This window comes from Parabacteroides sp. APC149_11_2_Y6, assembly GCF_054506995.1.
The window spans coordinates 4,790,963-4,816,280 of the sequence record NZ_CP173709.1; the positions used below are offsets into that span (position 1 = coordinate 4,790,963).

A 25,318-nucleotide genomic window follows, 5' to 3' on the forward strand; every position below is an offset into this window, starting at 1 on the left:
TTTCAATAAATAATCTGCGTGTTCTGCGTTATCTGCGTTCAGTAATAGCTTTTTGATACAGCCTCATCTGTTATTTACTTTTCGTTTTTAAGTAATGGCCAGTTGGGGTCCGGTCTGTGTTCACGAACCATAATGTTTTTTAGTTCCGCTACCTTTTCAGGATATTGGTTTAATACATTGTGGCGTTCGGAAGGATCGGAAGCCAGATTATATAATTCATAATAAGGCTTATCGCCACGGATATTCATATGAACCAGTTTCCACGGACCTTGGCGTACAGCCTGGCGGCCATTCAGTTCCTGAAACTCGAAATACAGGAATTCATGTTCTTTTTGTCCTTTGCGGTTTTGTAATAAGGGAAGCATGCTTACGCCATCCATTTCTTTTTGCTTGGCTTTCGGGTGGATAATTTCTTCGAAAGTAGGCAATACATCCCAGAAAGAACACATAAAATCGGTTTCCGTGCTGGGCGCTATATGTCCCGGCCAGGAGATAATCATCGGTACACGGATACCGCCTTCATATAAATCGCGTTTGTAACCACGGTAGATACCATTGCTATTGAAGAAATCAGGGTCGGCACCACCTTCCATATGAGGGCCGTTATCGCTTGCGAAAATAATAATGGTATTGTCGTACAATCCTTTATCTTTCAGTTTCTGCACAATCTGTCCCACATATACATCCAAGCGATATACCATAGCTGCAAAAGTAGCGTGAGGATAGAACTGCGAACAATAACCGCCTTTACGGAAAGCGGGGCTGCCCGGTTCGGTTCCTTTATATGGCTTTTCAGGATACATACCCCGGAATTTCTTGATGATACTGTCTTCCGGAACGATTAGCTCAGCATGCGGGATAATGGTAGGATACCACATAAAGAAAGGTTCGTCCGCATTCATCTTGTCCAGATAATCCAGTGCTTTACCGTGTATGAGGTCTTGGGAATAGGTACCCTGGCCATATTGCACATTCAGGTTATTGTCTTTTAATTCAATCCGTTTGTCATTATCCCATAGATGGTCGGGATAATAACTGTGTGCCAGAAGTTGGCAGTTATATCCGTAAAACGTATCGCATCCCTGATTCTTCGGGTCGCCGGTGGAACCGATAAATCCCAGTCCCCATTTACCGAAAGCGGAGGTTTTATATCCAGCGTCTTTCATTACCTCGAAAATAGTACGTGCATCGGCAGGCAGGGGGAATTGTCCTTCGGGGTCGAGTTCAAGATTTCCGCGGACCGGCGTATGTCCGCTATGGGTACCTGTCAACAGACAGGAGCGGGAAGGGGCGCTGACTGTCGTTCCCGAATAGCACTGGGTAAAACGCATGCCGTTTTGAGCCAGCTTGTCGATGTTGGGGGTTTCAAACTTTTCCTGTCCGTAGCAACTTAAGTCGCCGTATCCCAGGTCATCAGCAAGAATAAATACGATATTCGGTTTCTTCTCCTTATTCTTTTCGGCATGGATAAAAGGGGAAGCCAACAAAATACCTGTGGTGATGAGGATTGTTTGTTTCATGATAGATGTTTTTTGTTAGAATGTTGACAAAGTTATATTTTTTGTGTTGAATTTCTGCTAAACCTTCTCTTTTTGTACCTTTGTACGGTTACAAATAAAAAAAACAGATTACCGTGGCGAAAGTAGTGGAAACCCCTTTGATGAAGCAGTATTTCGATATTAAAGCGAAACATCCTGATGCTATTCTCTTATTCCGTGTTGGCGACTTTTACGAAATGTATGGCGAAGATGCCGTTACCGGAGCGGAAATTTTAGGTATTGTCCAGACCAAAAAGGCAAATGGCAGCGGTTCGTTTATCGAAATGGCAGGATTTCCCCATCATGCCTTGGACAGCTATTTGCCCAAACTGGTACGTGCCGGAAAACGTGTGGCCATCTGCGACCAGTTGGAAGATCCGAAACTGACCAAGAAACTGGTGAAACGTGGTATTACCGAATTGGTTACCCCCGGTGTTTCCATCAACGATAATATACTGAACCACAAAGAAAATAACTTCCTTTCCGCCATCCATTTCAATAAAGATACTTGTGGTATTTCCTTTCTGGATATTTCGACCGGCGAATTTCTTACGGCGGAAGGGACAATCGATTATATAGACAAGCTGTTGAACAACTTCTCCCCGAAAGAAGTACTGGTGGAGCGGAACAACCGTAAGCGTTTTGAAGAGGCTTTCGGTCCGCGTTTCTTCGTCTTCGAGCTGGAGGACTGGATATTTACTCCCGAATCGGCAAACGACCGCTTGCTGAAACATTTTGAAACGAAGAACCTGAAAGGTTTCGGTGTGCAGCATTTGAAACTGGGTATCATTGCTTCCGGTGCCATCCTGTATTATCTGGATCAGACCCAGCATACACATATTTCCCATATCACTTCGCTTTCCCGTATCGAAGAAGACCGTTATGTGCGTCTGGATAAGTTTACCGTGCGCAGTCTCGAACTGGTGGGGACGATGAATGAAGAAGGTTGCAGTTTGCTGGATGTATTGGATAAGACCGTATCTCCGATGGGTTCGCGTATGCTTCGCCGCTGGGTACTGTTTCCCCTGAAGGATGTAAAGCCTATACAGGAAAGGCAGGATGTGGTGGAACATTTCTTCCGTCATCCCGAATTGAAGGATTTGCTGGACATGCAACTGGAACAGATAGGGGATTTGGAACGTATCATATCCAAGGTTGCCGTTGGGCGTGTATCTCCCCGTGAAGTCGTACAACTTAAAGTAGCCCTCCGTGCCATCGAACCGATAAAGGAAGCCTGTATGGCAAGCGACGAACCGAGCCTTTGCCGTATCGGTGAGCAGTTGAATGCCTGTGCATTGATTCGCGACCGGATAGAAAAAGAGATCAACAATGATCCTCCTTCTCTATTGAATAAAGGCGGCGTAATAGCTCCCGGGGTGAATGAAGAATTGGATGATTTGCGTGCCATTGCCTATTCCGGTAAGGATTATTTATTAAAAGTACAGCAGCGCGAAATAGAACTGTCAGGTATTTCCAGCTTGAAAATAGGTTTCAATAATGTGTTCGGTTATTATATCGAAGTACGGAACACGTATAAAGATAAAGTACCTGCCGAATGGATCCGGAAACAAACACTGGTAAATGCCGAACGCTATATCACCGAAGAACTGAAAGAGTATGAGGAAAAAATATTAGGGGCGGAAGAGAAAATCCTTTCCCTGGAAACCCGTTTGTTTAATGAACTGGTTCTTTGCCTCTCCGAATACATACCGCCGATTCAGGTAAATGCAAACTTGATAGGGCGTCTGGACTGCCTGCTTTCTTTTGCGAAAGTGGCCGAATGTAACCGTTATATACGTCCGGAAGTAAATGATTCAGAGGTAATCGATATTAAATCAGGACGGCATCCGGTAATTGAAAAGCAGTTGCCGCTGGGAGAACCCTATATTGCCAACGATGTATATCTGGATGATGAAAAGCAGCAGATTATTATCATTACCGGTCCGAATATGGCGGGTAAGTCTGCTTTGCTCCGGCAAACGGCGCTTATTACATTGATGTCGCAGATTGGCTGTTTCGTACCTGCCGAAAGTGCGCGTATCGGAATCGTGGACAAGATATTCACCCGTGTGGGAGCTTCCGATAATATCTCGGTGGGCGAATCTACGTTTATGGTGGAAATGAACGAGGCTTCCGATATCCTGAATAATATGTCTTCCCGTAGTCTGGTTCTTTTTGATGAGTTGGGACGGGGTACCAGTACGTACGACGGTATTTCGATTGCCTGGGCAATTGTGGAGTATATCCATGAACATCCGAATGCACGGGCTAAAACGCTTTTTGCCACCCATTACCATGAACTGAATGAGATGGAACGTTCTTTCAAGCGGATTAAGAATTATAACGTATCGGTAAAAGAAGTAAACAATAAGGTAATCTTCCTGCGTAAACTGGTCCCGGGCGGCAGCGAGCATAGCTTCGGTATCCATGTGGCTAAGATGGCGGGTATGCCGAAAAGCATTGTAAAACGTTCCAACGAAATCCTGAAACAGCTGGAAACGGAGAACCGTCAGGAGGGAATCTCTTCCAAAGAAACCAAGGGTATCAAGAGCAAACCGGTCAAAGGCATTGCCTCGGCAGCCGAAGGATACCAGCTTAGCTTCTTCCAGTTGGACGACCCTATCCTAAGCCAGGTACGTGATGAGATTAAAAATACGGATGTGAATAACCTGACTCCGTTGGAAGCGCTGAATAAGCTGAGCGAGATAAAGAAGATTATCACTGGAAAATAGTAAAGATATGTTGTAAATGGCAGGGGTCACGATTACCATCAATTAAAACCGACGGTAATCGTGACTCCTTCTATTTTAGCAAACTTGAATAAATGGTATATCCAGTAAAAAGCTATTTTTAGATTTTCTTTACTTTGAAATGGTATGTTCCGGATCCGATTGTGACTATGGTACATTTATCTCCTTCCGTCCGGGAGTTAATACCAGCAACATCTTTCAGCTTTATACCGCTTTCAGTTATATACTCTGTATTTGCGGATGGGAGGTATACGGAAGCCCGGCTGTTTGCCGGAACTTCCACCCGGATTGTAAACTCGTTGTTATTATCTTTCCAATCCGAGACGATTAGTCCGTAAGGTGATTGGTAGGTCGTTCGTGCTTCCCGGATATCTCCTACCGGCTCAGGATGTATCACAATATGTTTGAACCCGAAAGAATCTTCCCGTTGACGGATGCCACCCAGACCACTGAATAGCCATTCCATCAGATGACCCAGCATAAAATGATTGTTTGATACGAAGCCGTATGCCTGCCAGGACTCGGTGAGGGCGGTAGCCCCGTGAGCCAGTTGCCAACCGTATCCCGGCGAGTCGTATTTACAGTTCATGTCGTAAATTACATCCGATGCACCGCCTGCTTCAAGAGCGCGCAAGACATACCGGTAACCTACGTCACCTGCCGTAAGGGCATTGTTCCGTCCGTGAATATCGGCGATCAGGTTGTCGAATACCTGCTGCCTGTTTTCCGGTGTTGTCAGTCCCATGTAGAGGGCGATGGCGTTTGCTGCCTGACTATTACGGTCATACTTACGGGTGACCGAGTTCCAGTAGGTCTGGTTGAAAGCTTGTTTGATCCGTACCGCCAGTTCCCGGTATTTGCGTGCATCGTCCGGTTTGCCTAAAAGACCGGCCATTTTCTCCATCAGGGTAACATCATAATAGTAAATAGCGGTGGCCGTTACGCCATTGGAGGTCAGTTGGGCTTCTCCCGGGGGCTTGGGACCAATATCGAACCAGTCTCCCAAACCGTAGGCGATGATATGGTTATTCGCTTTTGAGGACAGGTAGCTGATGTAACGTTGCATATCCGGATAATAGGTTTCGATCAGGCGTGTGTCGCCATACCACTGATAGATGTACCAGGGGCTGATGATAAATGTGCTTCCCCATTCAGGCGTATCTTTGAATCCTCCTTCAAACTCGACCAGTTCAGGGGCAATGGTCGGAATCATGCCGTTGTCAGCCTGTGTGGAACGCATGTCGTTAAATGTCTTTTCATACAATTGCGCCAAGTTGTAGCGGTATTGTACGGAGTATTGCATCAGGTGTGCTTCTTCCAACCAGCCCAACTTCTCCCGGTGCGGACAGTCGGTCAGTACGCTTGCCATATTGCTGCGGATAGCCCAGTCGATTAGTTCGTATATCTGGTTGAATAACGGTTTCGAACAATGGAAACTGCCGACATTTTCGGCCGAGTTACAAGTATGTAGACCTGTTATTTCTATTATTTCAGGTAATCCGTCCGGATTCGGCTGCCCGGTTGGAATAGCACCTTCTACTTGCACATAACGGAACCCGTAATAGGTAAATTGCGGTTGCCAGTTTTCCATTCCTTTGCCCTTTGGGATGTAACCGAACCAGAAAGGAGTACCGGATGCACTTTGGTTTACGGTACTGTCCGGATTCAGCAGTTCGGCCGGATAAAGTTTAACCGGATGCGTGTTCTTTGCATGTAGGGAAAGCCGTATGATGCCGGAAAAGTTTTGTCCCAAATCGTAGACCCATTGTCCTTGCTTGGTCTTGAAAAGACGAACGGTGGGGATTCGGTCGCGTACGGTCAGCGGTGCGGAGCGTTGGGAGAGGAGCCGGGTTTTCCAGCCTGTGTCCAGCGCCTTATTCCAGGTGTAGTCGTCGAAACCAGGTTGCATCCATCCATCTTGTTCTTTATTGGCATCGTAATCTTCACCTCCGTAAATACTGCTGTAGGTAACAGGGCTTTCGGTTACTTTCCAATCTGTATCGGTTACAACAGTCTGCGTATTGCCGTCCGTATAGTCTATTTGTATTTTCATCAACAGGCGGGGAGCACCGTAAGAAGCAAGCAGTTTGAAATACCGTTCGCGCGGGATATTGAAGAAACCGTTTCCTACCATTACGCCGACAGCATTCTGTCCCTGTTTTAACTGTGCAGTGATATCGAAGGAAACATATAAGGCGCATTTATCATATTTCGTCCATCCCGGGTCAAGGAAATGGTTGTCGACTTTACTTCCATTTAGGAACATATCGAAATGACCGAGGCCGGAAACATAGGCAACTGCTCGTTTTACGGTTTTTTGAACTGCAAACTCTTTCCTGAATTGGGGCAGGTAGTACATACCGGTCTTTTTGCCTTTCAATATTCGATCTACATTTGCCAGGCCGTGTAATCCGGTCGTGACAATCTCGTCTTTCTTATCTTTTTCCAATGCGATCCATTTGGCATTGCTCCAGTCCTTTTCTGAAAGCAGTCCCATCGAGAACTGGTGAATAAGGCTCCATGGCGAGGCATTTCCATCTTTATCCCAGGTTTTTACTTTCCAATAATATACCTGTCCTGCTTCTAATCCTTTTCCCTTGAAAGGAACCAGTACGGAGGCGGAGGATTTGTTTTTTCCGCTATTCCAAATATTTCCGTTGTCTATCTGCAATTTTTCCGGGGAATCGGCTACGAGTATCTGCCAGGCGGATTGCTCGAAGTTCCGTTGCTGAGCTTGAATCTGCCAACTGAAACGAGGTTGTAAAGTCTCTATTCCCAGTGGATTTTCTTCTTGTTCGCACCGCAGGTTGTAGACAGAATGTGTGTCTGCTGCCTGTAAGATAAGTGGAAAAAGCATGCATATGATGCAAATATTGAATAGATTATTTTTCATATTGCAGTCTTTTCTGTGTGTTTAGTGAATTAATTTAAAGTCTTCCATTTGTTCAGCCTGGAGGCATACTTGTTAATTAGTCGTGTTTTTATGGCGGTAATAGTAAAAGGGGGCGGCCCCCCGTAAATTGGGCCGTCCCTTTTGTTAAAAAATAAAAGATGTGAAAACCTTATGAATATTAATAACCAGAATTTTGCTTGAGTTGATCATTTAATTGTAATTCGTTGTAAGGAATCGGATAAAGTAAGTATTCCGGTTTTATCTGATATGTACGGTCCGGAAGTTCCGGATCGATTGTTTTGATGTATTTTCCGTAGGAGGTCATGACTTCAATTGCTTTTCCTGTCCTCAACAAATCGTACCATCGGTGATTTTCAAATGCAAGTTCGTGGCGTCGTTCGTTGGCAACGACTTCGGCGTCGACCGTTGTAACAGTTGGCAAGCCGGCACGGATACGAACTTGATTTACATATGAGACAGCATCGCCGGCGCGACCTTGTTCAACCAGACATTCAGCTAACAGTAACAGGCAGTCCGCATAGCGGTAAACAGGCCAGTTGTCATCCGTATTCTCTATTTTGGAGTGTGCATGGCGGTATTTGTTGATGAACGGATAATTTACCGGGTAATCGTTGATTTTCGGGTCGCCGACTTTCAGTACTTCGGCAACGACTAATGCATTTGCGGCATCCAGCGTACCTACTGCGACTGCGATAGACGGATCTACACGAAGATCACCCGGTTCGTAGGAGGCAATCATTTCAGGTGTAGGGACGTTCCAACCTCCTGTCAGTAAGGTACTGCAATCAGGTACGCCGGTGATGATTTCCGCATTCGTAGTCTTTGGAATGAAATAGTAGAGCCAGTCACTTTGTTGCCCTTGGTCACCCATCTGATACTGAATTTCGAAAATAGATTCTTTTCCGTTCTTTTTGGAAGTATCATATATGTCTGCATAATCCGGAAGTAACTCGTATCCCATATTCATGATATCTTTTAGTTGGGTTTCGGCTGTCGTGTAATCCCTGTCGGGTTTTGTCATCAGGATATATGCATAAAGCATTTTAGCAGCGCCTTTAGTCGCTGCTCCGTTTTGTGGGAATTTGACAGCCGGTAGTTTTTCGATTGCATCTTTCACATCGTCGATCATAGCTGTATATACGTCATTGGCAGGGGAACGGGGTAAGAATGCATTATCAGTTCCTGTTACTTCTTCTAGATGCAAAGGTACGTCTCCGTAGCATTGCACTAATTGAAAATACAGGAATGAGCGGATGAATTTGGCTTCTCCTATCGTTTTATTCTTGAAGTCTTCCGGAAAAGTAGTTTCTTTGATACGGTTTAGAATAGTATTCGCTCTCGAAATACCCGTATAGCAGGCATAATACATTTCGTTTGTCCATTGATTCTGATCATCTACGACAAAATCTGCAATGTTTTCCCGATAGAGAATATGAAGTCCTCGGTCTGCTTTGTAACGGGTATAATGCGTATTATCAGAACGCATTTCTCCCATGAGATATCCTTGTCTTGCCGAAACCCCGCGCAGGGCAGCGTAAGCTCCGTTTACTGCTTGGGTGAACTGCTCCTGGGTTTTAAAGAAAGTTGCATCATTCGGATAATACTGAGGGGTCAGGTTCAGAAAATCTTCCGAACAAGAAGCCAAAGTAAATAATGCAACAACTAAACTAAATATCTTTTTCATGATTTTTCGTTTTAAGTTTATAATTTGTTTTCCTGTCAGAATGAGATATTGCATCCGATGCTGAATGTTCTAGGAACCGGGTAAGTCGTACGGTCGACGCCTAAACCGTTCCATCCCATATCTTCATTCATGGCGATTTCCGGGTTCATACCGGGATATTTCGTGAATGTAGCCAATTGCTGGGCTGTAATATACACCCGGAGCTTGGACAGGTACTGACTCGGTTTGATAGGAATCGTATAGCCCAGTGTGATATTTTTGATCGTTAGATAGGAAGCATCGTATACCCAACTGCTGTTGTTGAAGCGGAATAGTTCTGTTGTACCGGCTTTTGTTCTGGGAACAAACCCATTACCTGGATTTTCCGGTGAACGCCAACGGTTGGCTACTTCTTTCAAGACATTGAAACAGCCATCAATATTTAACGTATGCTCGTAGTTGGAGTTTATGATATCACCTCCTACTTGTCCGCTGATCAGGATGCTCAGATCGAAGTTCTTCCATGAGAATTCATTTGTCATACCATAGATGAAGTCCGGATTCGGATCACCGATTTTCACACGGTCGTTGTTATCGATTATGCCGTCGGGAACACCGTTAGGACCGCTGACATCTTTCATCCGGACTGTACCGATTTCGGACGATGCATGTTTCGGCTGCGAATTAAACTCTTCTTCGGTCATATACACGCCGTCGAACACATACCCCATGAATATACCGATAGGTTCGCCTACGGCCAGACGATTGAAATCTTCCTGGTTGGAATATCCGCCTTTCGGTGTGTCATTCGTTCCCATTTTGGTTATTTCATTTCGGTTGAAAGCTATGTTCAGATTGGTTGTCCATTTGAATTCACCGATAAGATTACGGGATTGAAGTGTTATTTCATGTCCCCATGCCCTGTAATCGCCAATGTTGGAATAGATATTGGAAAAACCGGAAGCTCTTGGAATATCTACCTGATACAAAAGTCCGTTGACTTTCTTTTTGTAGTAATCATACATGAGGTAAATACGGTCGTTCAGGAATCCGAGATCGACGCCTAAGTCCAATTGTTTCGTTTCTTCCCAGGTCAGGGCATTATTACCTAAGTTACCTAATCCTTTTCCAGGAGCCAATGCGCCTCCTAATACATAGTTATAAGTATTGACCCCCGCAATGTAGCGGTAATTACCGATATTGTAGTTTCCTGTCAGACCGTAGCTGGCCCTGATCTTTAAATAGTTCATCACGTTGCTAACAGGTTCCATAAAGGCTTCGTCTGAAACAATCCATCCGGCAGATACGGAAGGGAAGTTCGCATATTTGTTACCGGTTCCGAAACGGGAACATCCGTCACGGCGGAATGTGGCTTGCAACAGATAGCGGTCTTTATAGCTGTAGTTGGCACGCGCAATTACAGAAGCTAATGTCCATTGTTCGATATTGTTGTCGCCATTTTTAGTGGCTCCGGCTCCCATCCAAGCGATATCGTCACTCGGAAAATCCGTTGCCGTCAGTTGGTTATATTCGTTTGAATATTTCTGGGCGCTGTATCCCACTAATGCGTCAATACTGTGATCACCGAATTTCTGGTTATACATCAACATGTTTTCGATGGTCCAGCTATAGTGGAAATTCGTGTTATATTGTCCACTCGCTTTCTGTGGGGGAGCTGTGAACATAGCGCCTCCCGCCGTTGAAGGCGTAAAGTCTCTGTAATTCTTAGCACCTAAATCAAATCCTGCCTGGAATTTATATTTGATGCCGTTCCAGATATCCAATTCGGCAAAAACATTACTTAACAAAGTCAGATCCTGGGTTTTGCTTGTTTTTTCGTTTAAGACCCGTATCCAGTTCGGTTGCGGGAACATCCCTGGAGAATTAAGGGAAAGGATAGGTTCTCCGTTTTTATCATACGGGTTAACAGTCGGGTCTGCCAGAAAAGCCGCGCTTAATATCTGCCAGCCACCGTCCGTATTTTGATTATTTTTGATTTGCAAGGTAGGAGCAATGTTCAATCCTAATTTTAATTTGTCATTAACCTGATAGTCGTTGTTTGCACGTAAAGAGTAACGTTCGAAATTAGAATTGTACATCACACCGTCCTGGCGGAAGTAACCTAATACAATAGCTGTCTTGAATTTATCTTTATTGGCTGTGACACTGACGCTGTAATTTTGTGTGGTGGCATTGTGGGTCAGTAAGTCGTACCAGTTCGTTCCCGCTCCGTATTGTGCCGGATTCTGATATTGCTCCGGGACACCGCCGGTATAGCCTTCATATCTGGCAGCATCTTCGTAATATTCTTTTTTGTATTGAGCGAATTCTTCTCCGTTCATAACGTTTGGAGTTTTCAATCCTTTCAGGGTTTGGATGCCGAATGAAGCATTTACATCGACTTGTGTTTTCCCCTGTTTTCCCCGTTTCGTGGTGATCAGAACGACACCATTAGCTGCTCGTGAACCATACAAAGAAGTAGCAGCAGCATCTTTCAGGATGGAAAATGTTTCGATTTCATCCGGGTTAATACTGCTTAAATCCATATTGATTGGCATTCCATCCACAACAAATAGGGGAGAGCTGCCACCGTTTATCGAAGCGGCGCCACGGATACGGAACCCCATGCCTTTACCGGGTTGTCCTGTTGACTGGTTGATTTGTACACCGGCTATTTGTCCTTGCAGTTTCTGAGCAAACTGTCCGACCGGAATACTTTCCAATTCTTCTGCATCGACTTTTGACACCGACCCTGTTAAATCTCTTTTTTTCTGTGTACCGTAACTGACGACCACAAGCTCGTCCAGTTCGTTTACATTTTCTTTTAGAACGACATTCAAGGTCTTCTGATTGGAAACAGGTATTGTTTTTGTTTCATATCCGATGAAACTGATCGTGAGTATTTGATTTGGGTTGACATCTATGGAAAAATTACCATCCATGTCTGTGATAGTTCCGATAGTCGTTCCTTTCACAGCTATATTAGCTCCAGGTATGGGGTCACCTTTTGCATCAACTACCCGTCCGGTCAGCTTACCGGTTACCTGCTCTATACCGCTGATGGAATACGCCGTGTCTGCATGAATATTTGATATTACATATCCGGGGCTTAAAAAAACTGATAATAATACAGCTTTCGATAATAGGTTGCTGCATCTCGATTTGATCATAATATTAAAATTTAATTTAACAATTGAAATACTTTAATTTTCTCTACAATAAAATTTTTAGGCGCGTTGTTTTACATCTCTCCATAGGCAAATGATTTAAAAATGATAATTGAATTTGTTCTGATAGGACTATTAACTATGGAATGGTAAATGGTACGAAAAGGTGGGTTTAATTGGGTATATAAGTTTGTTTTTAGGTATTATAGTCGGTTTTTGGTCGGGAAAAGTGATATATGTATTTTATGGAAATATCAGTTTAGTTAATTTTAATATCATTTTTGAAAGTATAGGGTTATTTTATATCTCTAATTTTGTTACGGTAACTAAAGGATAAAGAAAAAACCTTAGTCCTATCAGAACTAAGGTTTTCTGTTTTCTAAGCATTTCTCGGAGTGCCAAAAAAGTTTTATCATTTGGAGCAGGTCGTTGCCTGCTTTTTGTCCTATTTTGAAAAACTGCTTGCCACATCCTGTATATCCTGTAAAGTGAATTTACCTGCAAGGCGAATGACCACATAACTGGAATCACTGTCGGCAAGCATAATCATCTCGTTGATTAAATCCCCTTTCTGTTCCACATAAAAGACCGCATTGGTATTGTTGTCTTTCACGCGCATCAGCATTTCATGCGATTTACCGATAATATTAGAAAAATCTTTTTTCATGTTCTCTTTTATTTCCTGCTTATCGGAAGTAAGGATCTGCATGTTCTCTATTTTCCCTTTCAGGTTCGCCAGGTTAAGCCCGCCGCTCTCTATAGAGGGTATCATCTGGAACATTTTCTTGGATATATAGACGGAAGTCACATTGTTCATATCGGCATATTTGTCGAATAATTTATCCTGTGCAAAACATAGGGTAGAGCAAAACAGGCATAGAAGAAGAAAGATATATTTTGTTTTCATTTTATCAATCGTTTAAATGTTTGTTTAAAATATGGTTTACTTTGATTATTTCCTGATTGGCATTGTCAACCTGGCTGATACCCTTGTTGAGGTTTTGTGACATCAGTAGTAACGCCTTTTCGGCAACGAGGGCAGCTTCTTGCGGGTTCGAGTACGTATCGGCAAGCTGTTTACCTGCGGAAGACGAAGTATTGTAGCCGAATATTCCGATGCAAAGCAATAGGGTTGCAGCTATTCCGCTGAACCAGTAGAGAGAACGTTTACGAAGTGATAAACGGCTTCTTTTCCCTTCATTGGCAGCCAATAGGTCGATTTGCTTTTCCAAACGGCTGGAAAGGCCTTCCGGCAAAGCCATCTCTTCCTGAAGCGCTTTATCAATCAATTCATCTATTTGTTTATCGTTTCTATTCATACTACATTCGTTTCATATAATTTCTCAAACTGTTCCCGGATTATTTTGCGTGCCCGGGAGAGAAGCACTCGTATATTAACGGCACTGAGTCCGGTAATTTGTTCTATTTCATCCAGAGAGCAATCGTTTATTCCTCTTAGTTTTAAAACCTGCCGTTGATTTTGTGGCAGTTTGTTTATTAACCGTCGGACTTGCCGTATCTTGTCTTGTGTCTCCAGTTCCTTTTCCGGGGAGGAATCCGTGGAAAGCGTAATGGCTTCCGTTATCTCCTCATCATGCCTGTTGGCATGGGCGGAACGGAGAAAATCGAGGCAGAGATTTTTTACTAATGTAACGCAGAATGCTTCCGGGGATTGGATTCCGGCTAATTCGTCTCTCCGGTTCCATAATTTGCAGTAGGCATCTTGCAGGATGTCTTCCGCATCCGCTTTACTTTCAACCAAAGCGTAGGCTATGCGGAATAGTTTGGGGTGGAGAGGAAGGAACAGCCTTTTAAAGCTATCAGCATCCATTACTATGTTGTTTTACTACTTTCTTTATATCGGATGGTTTGATTTTGCCTTTGATACGGATTAAGGTATTGTCCGAGCCTGTACAGAGAATGACCAGTTCGCGAATCATATCTTTATCGATATGTACCAGGATACGTGTGCGGGTATCATCGTCGTTGGTAGTAATCATTGTCTCGAAACGGGAATCGTTCAGATTATGGACCGCTTCATTCAGCTTGTCTTTTATATCCTTGCTACAGTCGTCGAAGTCCAGCACTTCGATATTATTTACTCCCATAGTGTTTGTGAACAAACTGCCCAGCTTTATGATAAAGGGACCGACGGTTACTTTGGTTACATGTTCCTGTTTGGAAAAGGTCTTGAACAGGCTGTCCATGCTTTGGCTGTATCCGGTCTGGCAGATAAAGAATAGTACCAGGATTGCAATGTATTTTTTCATCTTTCTATTGTATTATTATTTTATGTTCCGTTTTGTCAAATGCTTTCCGGAGCGCGCTTCCGGAAGGTATTTATAAAGTAGACGGAACAAAAAACAAGTTGTTACAAAGAAAAAGAAAAAAATCAGGCTTTCTCTTTCTTTTCGGCTATCTCTACAAAATAAACGCTCGAACAGATGAGCAGGATGGCAATTAACTGGGGCCAGCTAAACCGGTCTTGTCCGATAATAAGGGAGGTAATGGTTGCTACGATCAAAATCAGATACCCGTATAAGGCAACCAGTGTTGTTTTCAGATATTTCAGTCCTACCGGGATAAGCAGATAACTGATAACTGTCGGGAATATAAGTACGAACATCAATACGGCAAACGGTTTCCAGTGAAAAGACATTTCAAACATAGGTGCGTCGAATCCGGTAAAGAAGTTTACAATAATACTGGAGAAAGCGGCACCAGTAAATGTGTAGCGGAGCATCGTCATCTCGCCTACATTTTTCAATACACGGTTGCTGGCTATCAGGTAGACAGCATAGGCAATCGAGCTGAGGAGGCAGAACATATTTCCTGTAAACGCATCGGAAGCCAGGTCATCGCTCTTTTGGGTGAGGATACACAGCAAAGCGCCTCCGAAACCGACTCCTATACCGATAACCTTCATCCAGCTTAATTTTTCCTTAAAGAATAATACGGAAAGGATGAATACCCAAATGGGTTGCAGGCTGGAAAATATGGAACTGGAAATAGGAGTTGTTTTACTCAATCCGATCAGATAAAAGAACATAAATCCGTAAATACAGAGCGCACCTAACATGAAAAGAGTTAGTTTTTCTTTTCTTGTGGATGTCTCCGGTTTCATAAACATCCCTATAATCCAGAAAGCAACAGCACCGAATACGCATCGGAAGGTAACTCCCGTCAACGGGCTTATCCATAAGGGCAGGAGGTACTTCAAACCATTCATGTTCAAACCACTGAATGTTTTGGAAATAATCATGTAAATATTTGCTTCTGCTACTTTATTCTTCATAGGTTGTATTTATTGGGATTTATACTTTTTTGTAACTGTCGTTGAACAGGAAAGAATCCTGTTTCATATAGGCCCATACCGCGGCAATCAAGGCGATAACCATATTCAGTATGAAAGGAAATTGTTGTGATTTCGTATGGAATATGGAACTGAGTGCATCGATAATAAACGGGCACAGCAGGATGGCAAGGTAATTCATTGCCATAACGAATGCCAGTGCCAGTGTAACCTTTGCCGGAAGAGCCGTACGGGTTGTTTTATCGTAAGCGATAGGCTGTATGATACCATATGCAAACCCGGTAAATATACATCCTAAACCAATCAGCCATTCGGAACGGAAAAACACAATAAGTGCCATCCCTGCCGCCATCAGGAGCATACAATAGAACTTTGTTTTTTTCTTCCATACCGCTACTATCCGGTTCAGGAAAAATCCGGGTGTCATGATAGCCAGGAAAAACAGGGAAATCATAATCCCGGAATTTCCACTTGTAAAATGATATTCTTTCATCAGGAAAGGCAGATTAAAGCTGATAATGACAGACAGATAAGTGGCCAGACCGTAAAACAACATGATTTGTATCAGGTGTCTTACCTGTATACCGCTACGTCCGTATGCAGTATCCGAAGGGTCTTGTTCCGGAACGGCTATATCCGCCGGTACGATTTTTGATTTATTTTGTGCGATACTGTTTTTCAGATAAACCGAAAGGACAATGGAAATAAGAGGAAACAGATAGACAACAAACGGCAGGTGCCAGTTGATTTCGGCAAGGAATCCGGTCAGGGTGGTAGCCAATACCAAGGTTACATTTGTAATGGCCGAACTTAAACCGAACTGTTTGGTCCGGTATCCGCCGATAAAGAAACGGGAAATAAGTCCTGTAGATAACGGCACAATCAGTCCGGAACCGACCCCCAACAAAGCACTGACGGCAATCAGTTGCCACATTTTATTGGAAAGCAGGTACAAAATGCCGCTTAAGGAAAAGATAATAAGCCCGGTTTGCAATAGTCGTATATAGTTGACCTTTTCTGTCAGTTTACCTGATAATATAATAAAAGGTATAACCAGCAACGATGGGAGCGAGGAAAGCATCTGTATATCCAGTTCCGTGGAGTGGGGAAAGATTGTGGATAACTTTCCGAGAATGGGGGAAACGGCAAGTCCCGGGAGGGCGTTTAATGCCGAAATCGACCATATGCCTATTAATGTGATAAGGGGAATGGTCCCCTGTCCGGTCTGTATGCGCATAGTAATTCTTTCGTTGGGCGTTATAGTTATGATACTGAAACAAAGCAATATTCCAATTGTTCACTTTAACTGTCAGAAATAAACAGGACGTTTTACTGTCAAATATATTTACACCTTTGTCTAATTTTTTTACAGGAGGAATTGGTTTGTGTTGTTTTATATTGTTGATATACTGATAGATATAAATTTTGGCATATTCTTTGTATATTATTATGCTCAATCAGCAAGCATTTTGTGCTGCTTCTAAACAATATTACAAATATGGGAACATTGGTTCGGAATTTTCTAAATACTTTGCGTCGTTTTAAACTGGCTACATCCTTAAATATAGCCAGCCTGGCTGTTGCTTTTGCTGCATTTCTGGTGATTATGATGCAGATTGATTACGAACGGACATTCGATCGTTGCTATTCTACATCGGATCGGATATACCGTGTGGATCGGATGCGGGAGGCAAACGATTATTTCGGTCCGGTAGTTCCACGGGCTTTCTTCAATGCTGTAGCTGCCTCATCACCCCATGTGGAGGCTTCGTCGTTGTTGAGTTTGTTCAGTTCTCCCGTTTATTTTATGACGGTCGGGGAGGGTGCGGAGCAGAGAGGTTTCCGGGAAGTTATGATGTTTTGTTATCCGGATTTCGTACGTGTTTTTGATTTTCAGAAGGTGGATGGAGACTTGTCTTGTTTGTCCGATCCGGAAAAAGTGATTATCCCGGAAAGTATGGCACGCCGGATGTTCGGTAATGAACAGGCCGTAGGACAGCAGATAAATGTAGAAGACAACCTGCCTTACAAAGGCAATTTATCCAGCTTTACCGTTGGGGCCGTATATAAGGATTTACCGGCAAATACCCAGTTGGAGAATGTAATATATACAGCAATGGATAAGGTAGGTGAAAATGACTGGTATGGCCAGAGTTCATTAGGTTATATTTTGCTGAATAGCCCCGAATCAAAAGAGATAGTAGAAGATAGTTTTAATAAGACATTCGATTTTGGCCAGCATGGTTGTCCGGAAAAAGGTGCACATCTGAAACTTACTCCTCTGGCGGATATTTATTATCTGCCGAACCAGATAACGGATTTTTGCAAGGTCGGTAATCCGGATATTATTAAGATATTGTTATTGATAGCTTTGCTCGTTATGATAGTAGCAGGCATCAATTTTACCAATTTCAGTACCTCTCTGGCTCCGATGCGTATCAAAAGCATCAATACGCAAAAGATATTAGGAAGTTCTACGGCCGGGTTACGTCTGGCATTGGTAGGGGAAGCCATAGGCATTAGTTTACTGGCTTGCCTGTTTTCACTGGCTATTGTAGGTGTATTGAACCATTTGCAGATACTTTCGTTTGTGGAGGCGGATACATCGTTGCTACATCATACAGGATTGATTTTGCTGATGGTTGGAATTTCTGTAGTTGTTGGGTTGATAGCCGGTCTTTATCCTTCCTGGTATATGACCTCTTTCCCTCCTGCACTTGTACTGAAAGGCAGTTTCGGTTTATCGGCTACGGGAAGAAAGTTGCGGACTGTTCTGATAGGGTTTCAATACATCGTATCTATCGGATTGATTATAGGAGCTTCTTTTATCCAGTTGCAAAACAATTATATGCGTTCGCTGAACCTGGGATTCGATAAAGACCAGATAGCCATCGTGGAACTTTCCCGCCAGACATACAAGCAGTCGAAAGATGTGTATGCAAGTAAACTGAAAGCCTATCCGGGTATTGAAGATGTGGCTTTTTCTGCAAATATTGTCGGTGGTTCGGATACGTATTCGATGAATTCACAGCAGTATAAAGGAAAAGAGTTTTATACCTACTATATTCCAGTATCCCGTAATTTCTTGAAAGTAATGGGCTTCCCGATAACCGGAGGGCGCGACTTTAATGAAACGGACGAATTGCGTTCCGACTCTGTCACTACTTATATTTATTCCCGTTCTGTTCAGGAGAAAATGGATATGGCGCCGGGCGAGTATCTGGATGGGGGTAGTTATATTGCCGGTTTTATGGGAGATGTGAAACTGGTATCTCTCCGCCAGAATAATTTTGACATGGCATTCATAATGAATGGCCAGACACTTCCCATTTCTTATATCCGCCTGAAAGCCGGAACGAATGTGGAAGAAGCAGTCGAACATATCCGGCAGACAGTAGCGGATATCGATCCTGCATATCCGTTTGATATTCGTTTTTATGATAAGGTATACGACCAATTGTATCAAAAGGAACAATACCTGAAACGGATGATTACATTATTCAGCCTTTTAGCTATCATTATTTCTATTGTCGGCGTATTTGGTCTGGTGATTTTTGAAACCCAATACCGCCGGAAGGAAATCGGTATCCGGAAAGTACATGGGGCGACAGTAGGGGAAATCCTGGTTATGTTCAATAAGGTGTATCTGAGAATCGTGTTGATATGTTTTGTGATAGCAGCTCCCATAGCTTGGTATGGTGTCTATCTGTGGTTGGAGAACTTTGCTTATCGTACGCCTATCTATTGGTGGACTTTCCTGATAGCCTTGTTTGTCGTGATGGCTATTACCTTCCTGACCGTTACCTTCCAAAACTGGAGGGCGGCCAATGAAAATCCGGTGAACAGTATAAAAAGTGAATAACCGGATTCTGCATATCCTCGGGTATTTTGGCTGCTTTTCTCCTTTTAGGTTAAAATACCCGTAGTTTTTTACACTCTTATATAACATTATTTTAATAAACGCCAAATATTGCAGGTTTAACCAAAATCCGAGAACAATTGTGTCTGGTGGCTGTTTTTGGCATACATCGACGGAAAAATGTCGGTGACGCCATTAATAATTAAAAACAAAAAAGACATGGAAGATTCTAATTTCAGAAAAGGAGATGCCAAGACTGCGATTTTTGGCTCAGAAGAAATGTTACAAACTTCCCCGGTAGACAGAATCCCGGAAGGACCTACAACCCCGGAGATTGCTTATCAGATGGTAAAAGACGAAACCTACGCACAGACACAACCTCGTCTGAACCTGGCAACATTCGTTACTACCTACATGGATGACTATGCAACTAAATTGATGAACGAAGCAATCAACATCAATTACATAGACGAAACAGAGTATCCGCGTATTGCTGTGATGAACGCAAAATGTATCAATATCATGGCTAATTTGTGGAACAGCCCTGAAAAGGCCGACTGGAAAGCCGGTGCATTGGCTATCGGTTCCTCCGAAGCTTGTATGTTGGGCGGGGTAGCTGCCTGGTTGCGTTGGCGCAAGAAAAGACTGGCAGCCGGTAAACCTGTGGATAAACCTAATTTTGTAATATCTACCGGTTTCCAGGTCGTATGGGAAAAGTTTGCACAGTTGTGGCAGATTGAAATGCGCCAGGTTCCTTTGACACTCGAAAAAACAACCTTGGACCCCGAAGCTGCATTGAAGATGTGTGATGAAAATACCATCTGTATCGTACCTATCCAGGGTGTGACATGGACTGGTTTGAATGATGATGTAGAGGCTTTGGATAAAGCATTGGACGCTTACAACGCAAAGACAGGCTATGATATTCCTATCCATGTGGATGCTGCTTCCGGTGGTTTTATCCTTCCTTTCCTTAAACCGGAACTGAAATGGGACTTCCGTTTGAAATGGGTATTGTCTATCAGTACATCCGGTCATAAGTTCGGACTTGTTTATCCGGGTCTGGGATGGGTTGTATGGAAAGATAAATCCTATCTGCCCGATTCAATGTCATTCAGTGTAAATTATCTGGGTGCGAATATTACACAGGTTGGTTTGAACTTTTCACGTCCTGCTGCACAAATCCTCGGACAATATTACCAGTTTATCCGTCTCGGATTCCAGGGATACAAAGCTATCCAGTACAACAGCATGGAAGTAACCAAATACCTGCATACCGAAATCGGCAAGATGGCTCCGTTCGTAAATTACAGCAACGAAGTGGTCAACCCATTGTTTATCTGGTACCTGAAACCGGATTATGCTAAAAAGGCAAAATGGACTCTGTATGACTTGCAGGATAAACTAAAACAAAACGGATGGATGGTTCCTGCTTATACACTTCCTAATGACCTTGAGAATTATGTAGTCATGCGTATTGTAGCACGTCAGGGCTTCAGCCGTGATATGGCAGACATGTTGCTGAACGATATCCGTGGTGCAATTACAGAACTGGAAAAACTGGAATATCCGACTCCTACCCGTATCGCACAAGACAAGAATCTGGAAGTAAAGGGTTCTGTATTCACTCACACAGGTATGCCTCATAAAACGAAATAAGCATATGGAGAAGCATGTTTCCATTTCACAGATAAAAGAGATTGCCCAGGAAGCCTATGAACAGGTGAAAGGGAATACGGGAGGCAAAAACGCCGACTACATTCCTTACCTGGCAAATATAGACAAGAACCTGTTCGGTATCAGTATCTGCCTGATGAATGGCGAAACCATCACCTTAGGCGATTACGACTACCGTTTCGGTATCGAATCCGTATCCAAAGTACATACGGCAGTGCTTGCCCTCCGCCAATACGGAGCCGAAAAACTGCTGGAAATGATTGGAGCCGATGCTACCGGTCTGCCGTTCAACTCAATCATGGCGATTCTGCTTGAAAAAGACCATCCGTCCACTCCGTTGGTAAATGCCGGTGCAATTACGGCTTGCAGCATGGTTCAACCGCTTGGCGACTCCGCTAAAAAATGGGAGGCTATCGTTTCGAATATCACAGACCTGTGCGGAAGCGCTCCTCAGTTGATAGACGAACTGTATAAATCCGAATCGGCTACCAACTTCAACAACCGTTCCATTGCCTGGTTATTGAAAAACTATAACCGTATCTACGATGGCCCGGATATGTCGCTCGATTTGTATACCCGCCAGTGTTCATTGGGCGTGACTGCCCGTCAGCTTTCTATCGCTGCGGCAACCATCGGCAATAAAGGGTTGAATCCGGTAACGAAAAAGCAGGTATTCGACGGAAGCCTGTCGCCGAAAATCGTGTCACTGATTGCAACCGTCGGTTTTTATGAACATACGGGGGATTGGTTGTACACATCCGGCATCCCTGCAAAGACCGGTGTCGGCGGTGGCGTAATGGGAGTTATGCCGGGAGTATTCGGTATAGCCGCCTTTGCTCCTCCTATCGATGAAGCTGGTAATTCGGTTAAGGCCCAGTTAGCGATAAAGTATATAATGAACAAGCTGGATGTGTCCATTTTTGGCAGCAACCGGCTTACAATCACCGCCTAAAACGGTTTATTCTTTTAGTTGGCGTGCCTTCCGCCCCTGTGTATGCAGGGTGCTGGAAGGCACGTTTGCGTTTATACGGTTTCGTAATGTAATTGTCATTTCATGTAAATAGCTTTTTAATCTCACGGTTGTTTCTTTGCGGCAGTTTTAATAGGTGAAAAAATATTTGTTTTAACACAAAAAGATTTAACATGAGAGTAAGGAGAGATGTAGCCCGTTTGGCGGGTCTACTTTGTTTAGCCGGTACGTTGCAGGGAGTCCCTGCCGTTTATTCCGTCGGGATTAGCGGAATAAAGATGAATGTTACCCAACAGGGAACTTTTTATCTGACCGGCACGGTTATCGATGGAAATGGAGAGCCTGTTATTGGAGCTAATGTAGTGGAGAAGGGGACTACAAACGGAACAGTAACCGATATTGACGGTAAATTCTCGCTGGAAGTACATCAAGGGGCAGTCCTGACCGTTTCTTTTATCGGATATATCCAGAAAGAAATTCAATTGAAAGGAGAAAAAAGCCTGCAAATAACATTATTGGAAGACACACAAAAACTGGATGAGGTAGTAGTTGTAGGATACGGTACACAGAAAAAGCTGAATCTGACCGGTGCGGTAGAGCAGGTGACCAGTGAAGTGTTCGATAACCGTTCCGTCCCGAACGTAACCCAGGCATTACAGGGTTCGATTCCTAACCTGAATATCCAGTTGACAGACGGCAAGCCTACCCGTACCGCTACTTACAATGTGCGTGGTACTACCTCTATCGGTCAGGGCGGTAGTGCATTGGTTCTGATTGACGGTGTGGAAGGCGACCCGTCCATGTTGAATCCGAATGATATAGCCAGCGTATCCGTTTTGAAAGATGCTGCTTCTGCTGCTATTTACGGTGCACGCGGTACTTTCGGTGTTGTTTTGATTACTACGAAAGAACCTTCGAAAGATAAAACATCCATTACTTATACCGGTAATTTCTCGATGCAAAAACCGGTAACTGTCCCTGACTTTGTAACGGACGGGTATGAATATGCCAGCCATTTTTATGAAGCCTACCATGCTTGGAATAACTATTCTGCCGACCCGAAAAATATCAATAAGACACAAGAGTTCTCTTTAGGATGGCTTGAGGAATTTAAACGGCGTAAAGAGCAGGGTATCACAGAAGAAGTGACGGTAGATGCAAACGGTAAATATGTTTACTACGGGAATGAAGATTACTACGATGCCCTCTACAAGAAAACTACATTTGCCCAGGACCATAATTTGTCCGTAACCGGTAATAACGGTAAATTAAATTACTATGTCTCCGGTCGTTTCTACGGTTACGACGGTCTGTTCCGCTACAATACCGACGATTATAAAATGATGAACCTCCGCGCGAAAGGTTCCGTGCAGGTATTCGACTGGCTGAAAATCGAGAACAATATGGACTTCTCCAATATGGATTACCACAACCCGATAAATGTGGGTGAAGGAGGTTCCATCTGGCGTAATATTTCCGATGAGGGGCATCCGACCTCACCGATATTCAATCCTGACGGCAGTCTTTCTTTCTCTGCCGCTTATTCCGTAGGAGATTTTATCTATGGAAAGAATGGTATCGATACGAATAACAAAGTATTGAAGAATACTACCGGATTTACAGCTTCTTTCCTCGAAAATAAACTGCATGTGAGAGGCGATTTTACTTTCCGTAATACAGACAATGCACAGACCCAGCGCCGTGTTCCGGTTCCTTACAGCACAAGTGAGGGCGTTACAAGCGAACTGAGTACCAAGTACAACGACTTGAAGGAAAGTAGCATGCGGACAGAATATATGGCTACCAATATTTATGCCGACTATGAAGACACATTTGCCGATGCCCACTACTTCAAAGGTATGTTGGGATACAACTATGAGCAATCCAAATACAAAAGCGTTTATGTGCAACGGAACGGTTTATTGCTCGAAGATTCAGAAAATATAAACCTGGCATTGGGGGATGCTATCACGACTTCCGGAGGATATAATAAATGGCGGGTAGCCGGTGGATTCTTCCGTCTGAATTATGCTTTCAAAGACCGTTATTTATTGGAAGTAAATGGCCGTTACGACGGTTCGTCCAAATTCCCTACCGAACAGCAGTGGGCTTTCTTCCCGTCTGTTTCCGGAGGATGGCGTGTTTCCGAGGAACCGTTCTGGAAAGTAAACCCGGATATTTTCTCTGATGTGAAAGTACGTGCTTCTTACGGTTCTTTGGGGAATGGTAATGTAGACCCGTATAGCTTCATGGAGCTATTGAAGATAGAAACATCCGGCCGCGTGATCAATGGGTTGAAAAACAAATATACCAGTGCACCGGGTGCCATGCCCGAGGGATTGACCTGGGAAACGGCAACGACTACGGATATAGGGCTGGATTTTGGCATGCTGAACAGCCGTTTGCGCTTTTCCGGAGACTACTATATCCGGAAAACAACAGATATGTATACTGTCGGCCGTACGTTGCCGGATGTATTCGGAGCATCTTCACCGAAAGGGAATTATGCGGATATGACTACTAAAGGATGGGAAATCACATTGACATGGCGCGACCAGTTCAATCTGGCAGAGAAACTGTTCAACTATGAAGTCCGTGCCACTTTATCCGATTATATCTCTACGATAGACCGCTATAATAACGAAACCAACGACCTGAATGATTACTATGCAGGTAAGCGGGTGGGGGAAATCTGGGGATATGTAACCGAAGGTCTTTTCAAAGACCAGGCAGATATCGACAGCCATGCCGACCAGACATTGATCCAATCCTCCTCCAAACGTATTACTTATCCGGGTGATGTGAAAATTAAGGACCTGAATGGCGACAAAGTAATTGATTATGGCAACAATACTTTGGACGACCACGGTGATAAGACGGTTATCGGTAATAGCCTTCCCCGTTATTCCTATAGTATTAACCTGAGTGGCGACTGGAACAACTTCTTTGTTTCCGCTTTCTTTCAGGGAGTAGGAAAACAAGATTGGTATCCGAGTTCGGAATGTATCTTCTGGGGACAATATAACCGTCCGTACAACAATCTGCCGTCCTGGCATATGAATAACTATTGGACAGAAGAAAATCCGGATGCCTATTTGCCCCGTTATGCCGGATATAACTCTTCTTTGAAATCCACTCCCCAGACCCGCTATTTGCAGAATGTGGCGTATATCCGTCTGAAGAACCTGCAAGTCGGTTATACATTGCCGCGCCAATTGACGGCAAAAGCCGGAATGCAGAATGTCCGCGTTTATATCTCCGCTGAAAACTTGTGGTGCTGGTCTCCGCTTTATAAGCATACACGCGATTTGGATGTGACGAATATCTATGGTTCCGACGCCGATTTGACCGATGCTGATATGTCTTCCGGTCTGGATGGCAATCGGGGTAGTGGCGACGGAAACAGCTATCCGCAAATGAAGAGTGTTAGTTTAGGTTTATCTGTAACATTTTAATGAACAACAAAG

The 25,318-nt window shown here is 43.7% G+C and carries 15 protein-coding genes; 5 read left to right on the forward strand and 10 right to left on the reverse strand.

What is annotated here, in order from left to right; genetic code table 11:
* Nucleotides 1-74: 74 nt before the first annotated feature.
* Nucleotides 75-1,520: an arylsulfatase gene (locus tag ACGE0T_RS19625; RefSeq protein ID WP_459188257.1), complete on the reverse strand. Its 1,446-nt coding sequence runs from the start codon at nucleotides 1,518-1,520 to the stop codon at nucleotides 75-77.
* A 113-nt stretch (nucleotides 1,521-1,633) separates the two neighbouring features.
* On the opposite strand from ACGE0T_RS19625, the gene mutS reads away from it, so the two are divergent.
* Nucleotides 1,634-4,270 (forward strand): DNA mismatch repair protein MutS, encoded by a 2,637-nt coding sequence (gene mutS / locus ACGE0T_RS19630; protein WP_459188258.1) that lies wholly within the window; start codon nucleotides 1,634-1,636, stop codon nucleotides 4,268-4,270.
* 118 nt (nucleotides 4,271-4,388) lie between these two features.
* On the opposite strand, the gene ACGE0T_RS19635 is transcribed toward mutS, so the two are convergent.
* From ACGE0T_RS19635 to ACGE0T_RS19675, 9 genes are all read right to left on the reverse strand, one after another.
* Nucleotides 4,389-7,181: a family 78 glycoside hydrolase catalytic domain gene (locus ACGE0T_RS19635; protein WP_459188259.1), complete on the reverse strand. Its 2,793-nt coding sequence runs from the start codon at nucleotides 7,179-7,181 to the stop codon at nucleotides 4,389-4,391.
* A 178-nt stretch (nucleotides 7,182-7,359) separates the two neighbouring features.
* Nucleotides 7,360-8,886: a RagB/SusD family nutrient uptake outer membrane protein gene (locus ACGE0T_RS19640; RefSeq protein WP_459188260.1), complete on the reverse strand. Its 1,527-nt coding sequence runs from the start codon at nucleotides 8,884-8,886 to the stop codon at nucleotides 7,360-7,362.
* A 35-nt stretch (nucleotides 8,887-8,921) separates the two neighbouring features.
* The gene (locus ACGE0T_RS19645) at nucleotides 8,922-12,035 is read right to left on the reverse strand and encodes a SusC/RagA family TonB-linked outer membrane protein (protein ID WP_459188261.1); all 3,114 of its coding nucleotides are present in this window, start codon (nucleotides 12,033-12,035) and stop codon (nucleotides 8,922-8,924) included.
* 442 nt (nucleotides 12,036-12,477) lie between these two features.
* The gene (locus ACGE0T_RS19650) at nucleotides 12,478-12,939 is read right to left on the reverse strand and encodes a DUF4252 domain-containing protein (protein WP_459188262.1); all 462 of its coding nucleotides are present in this window, start codon (nucleotides 12,937-12,939) and stop codon (nucleotides 12,478-12,480) included.
* A gap of 4 nt (nucleotides 12,940-12,943) precedes the next feature.
* Complete coding sequence (locus tag ACGE0T_RS19655) at nucleotides 12,944-13,351, reverse strand: hypothetical protein (RefSeq protein ID WP_459188263.1); 408 nt, start codon at nucleotides 13,349-13,351, stop codon at nucleotides 12,944-12,946.
* On the reverse strand, nucleotides 13,348-13,863 hold the full coding sequence (locus tag ACGE0T_RS19660) for an RNA polymerase sigma factor (RefSeq protein ID WP_459188264.1): 516 nt from the start codon (nucleotides 13,861-13,863) through the stop codon (nucleotides 13,348-13,350). The genes ACGE0T_RS19655 and ACGE0T_RS19660 overlap by 4 nt, the downstream gene beginning before the upstream one ends.
* On the reverse strand, nucleotides 13,853-14,302 hold the full coding sequence (locus tag ACGE0T_RS19665) for a DUF4252 domain-containing protein (protein ID WP_459188265.1): 450 nt from the start codon (nucleotides 14,300-14,302) through the stop codon (nucleotides 13,853-13,855). Before ACGE0T_RS19665 ends, ACGE0T_RS19660 begins: the two co-directional genes overlap by 11 nt.
* Before the next feature lie 122 nt (nucleotides 14,303-14,424).
* Nucleotides 14,425-15,327: a DMT family transporter gene (locus ACGE0T_RS19670; protein WP_459188266.1), complete on the reverse strand. Its 903-nt coding sequence runs from the start codon at nucleotides 15,325-15,327 to the stop codon at nucleotides 14,425-14,427.
* 19 nt (nucleotides 15,328-15,346) lie between these two features.
* Nucleotides 15,347-16,582, reverse strand: coding sequence for an MFS transporter (locus tag ACGE0T_RS19675; RefSeq protein WP_459188267.1), 1,236 nt, complete (start codon nucleotides 16,580-16,582; stop codon nucleotides 15,347-15,349).
* A 261-nt stretch (nucleotides 16,583-16,843) separates the two neighbouring features.
* Here ACGE0T_RS19675 and ACGE0T_RS19680 point away from each other — a divergent pair, with 261 nt between their 5' ends.
* The 4 genes from ACGE0T_RS19680 (at nucleotide 16,844) to ACGE0T_RS19695 (ending at nucleotide 25,306) form a co-directional block, all read left to right on the forward strand.
* Nucleotides 16,844-19,207 (forward strand): ABC transporter permease, encoded by a 2,364-nt coding sequence (locus tag ACGE0T_RS19680; protein ID WP_459188268.1) that lies wholly within the window; start codon nucleotides 16,844-16,846, stop codon nucleotides 19,205-19,207.
* Between the two features lie 216 nt (nucleotides 19,208-19,423).
* Entirely contained in the window at nucleotides 19,424-20,863 is a 1,440-nt protein-coding gene (locus ACGE0T_RS19685; protein ID WP_459188269.1) for a glutamate decarboxylase, read from the forward strand.
* Nucleotides 20,864-20,867: 4 nt separating this feature from the next.
* Nucleotides 20,868-21,833: a glutaminase A gene (glsA, locus tag ACGE0T_RS19690; RefSeq protein WP_459188270.1), complete on the forward strand. Its 966-nt coding sequence runs from the start codon at nucleotides 20,868-20,870 to the stop codon at nucleotides 21,831-21,833.
* Nucleotides 21,834-22,024: 191 nt separating this feature from the next.
* Nucleotides 22,025-25,306, forward strand: coding sequence for a SusC/RagA family TonB-linked outer membrane protein (locus ACGE0T_RS19695; protein ID WP_459188271.1), 3,282 nt, complete (start codon nucleotides 22,025-22,027; stop codon nucleotides 25,304-25,306).
* Nucleotides 25,307-25,318 lie beyond the last annotated feature (12 nt).

Excerpts from the sequence above, each read along its gene's own strand:
- ACGE0T_RS19645 (WP_459188261.1), bottom strand. The coding sequence starts at position 12,035 with ATGATCAAATCGAGATGCAGCAACCTATTATCGAAAGCTGTATTATTA.
- ACGE0T_RS19680 (WP_459188268.1), top strand. The coding sequence starts at position 16,844 with ATGGGAACATTGGTTCGGAATTTTCTAAATACTTTGCGTCGTTTTAAA.
- ACGE0T_RS19695 (WP_459188271.1), top strand. The coding sequence starts at position 22,025 with ATGAGAGTAAGGAGAGATGTAGCCCGTTTGGCGGGTCTACTTTGTTTA.
- glsA (WP_459188270.1), top strand. The coding sequence starts at position 20,868 with ATGGAGAAGCATGTTTCCATTTCACAGATAAAAGAGATTGCCCAGGAA.
- ACGE0T_RS19660 (WP_459188264.1), bottom strand. The coding sequence starts at position 13,863 with ATGGATGCTGATAGCTTTAAAAGGCTGTTCCTTCCTCTCCACCCCAAA.
- ACGE0T_RS19670 (WP_459188266.1), bottom strand. The coding sequence starts at position 15,327 with ATGAAGAATAAAGTAGCAGAAGCAAATATTTACATGATTATTTCCAAA.
- ACGE0T_RS19625 (WP_459188257.1), bottom strand. The coding sequence starts at position 1,520 with ATGAAACAAACAATCCTCATCACCACAGGTATTTTGTTGGCTTCCCCT.
- ACGE0T_RS19675 (WP_459188267.1), bottom strand. The coding sequence starts at position 16,582 with ATGCGCATACAGACCGGACAGGGGACCATTCCCCTTATCACATTAATA.
- ACGE0T_RS19685 (WP_459188269.1), top strand. The coding sequence starts at position 19,424 with ATGGAAGATTCTAATTTCAGAAAAGGAGATGCCAAGACTGCGATTTTT.
- ACGE0T_RS19640 (WP_459188260.1), bottom strand. The coding sequence starts at position 8,886 with ATGAAAAAGATATTTAGTTTAGTTGTTGCATTATTTACTTTGGCTTCT.
- ACGE0T_RS19635 (WP_459188259.1), bottom strand. The coding sequence starts at position 7,181 with ATGAAAAATAATCTATTCAATATTTGCATCATATGCATGCTTTTTCCA.
- ACGE0T_RS19665 (WP_459188265.1), bottom strand. The coding sequence starts at position 14,302 with ATGAAAAAATACATTGCAATCCTGGTACTATTCTTTATCTGCCAGACC.
- ACGE0T_RS19650 (WP_459188262.1), bottom strand. The coding sequence starts at position 12,939 with ATGAAAACAAAATATATCTTTCTTCTTCTATGCCTGTTTTGCTCTACC.
- ACGE0T_RS19655 (WP_459188263.1), bottom strand. The coding sequence starts at position 13,351 with ATGAATAGAAACGATAAACAAATAGATGAATTGATTGATAAAGCGCTT.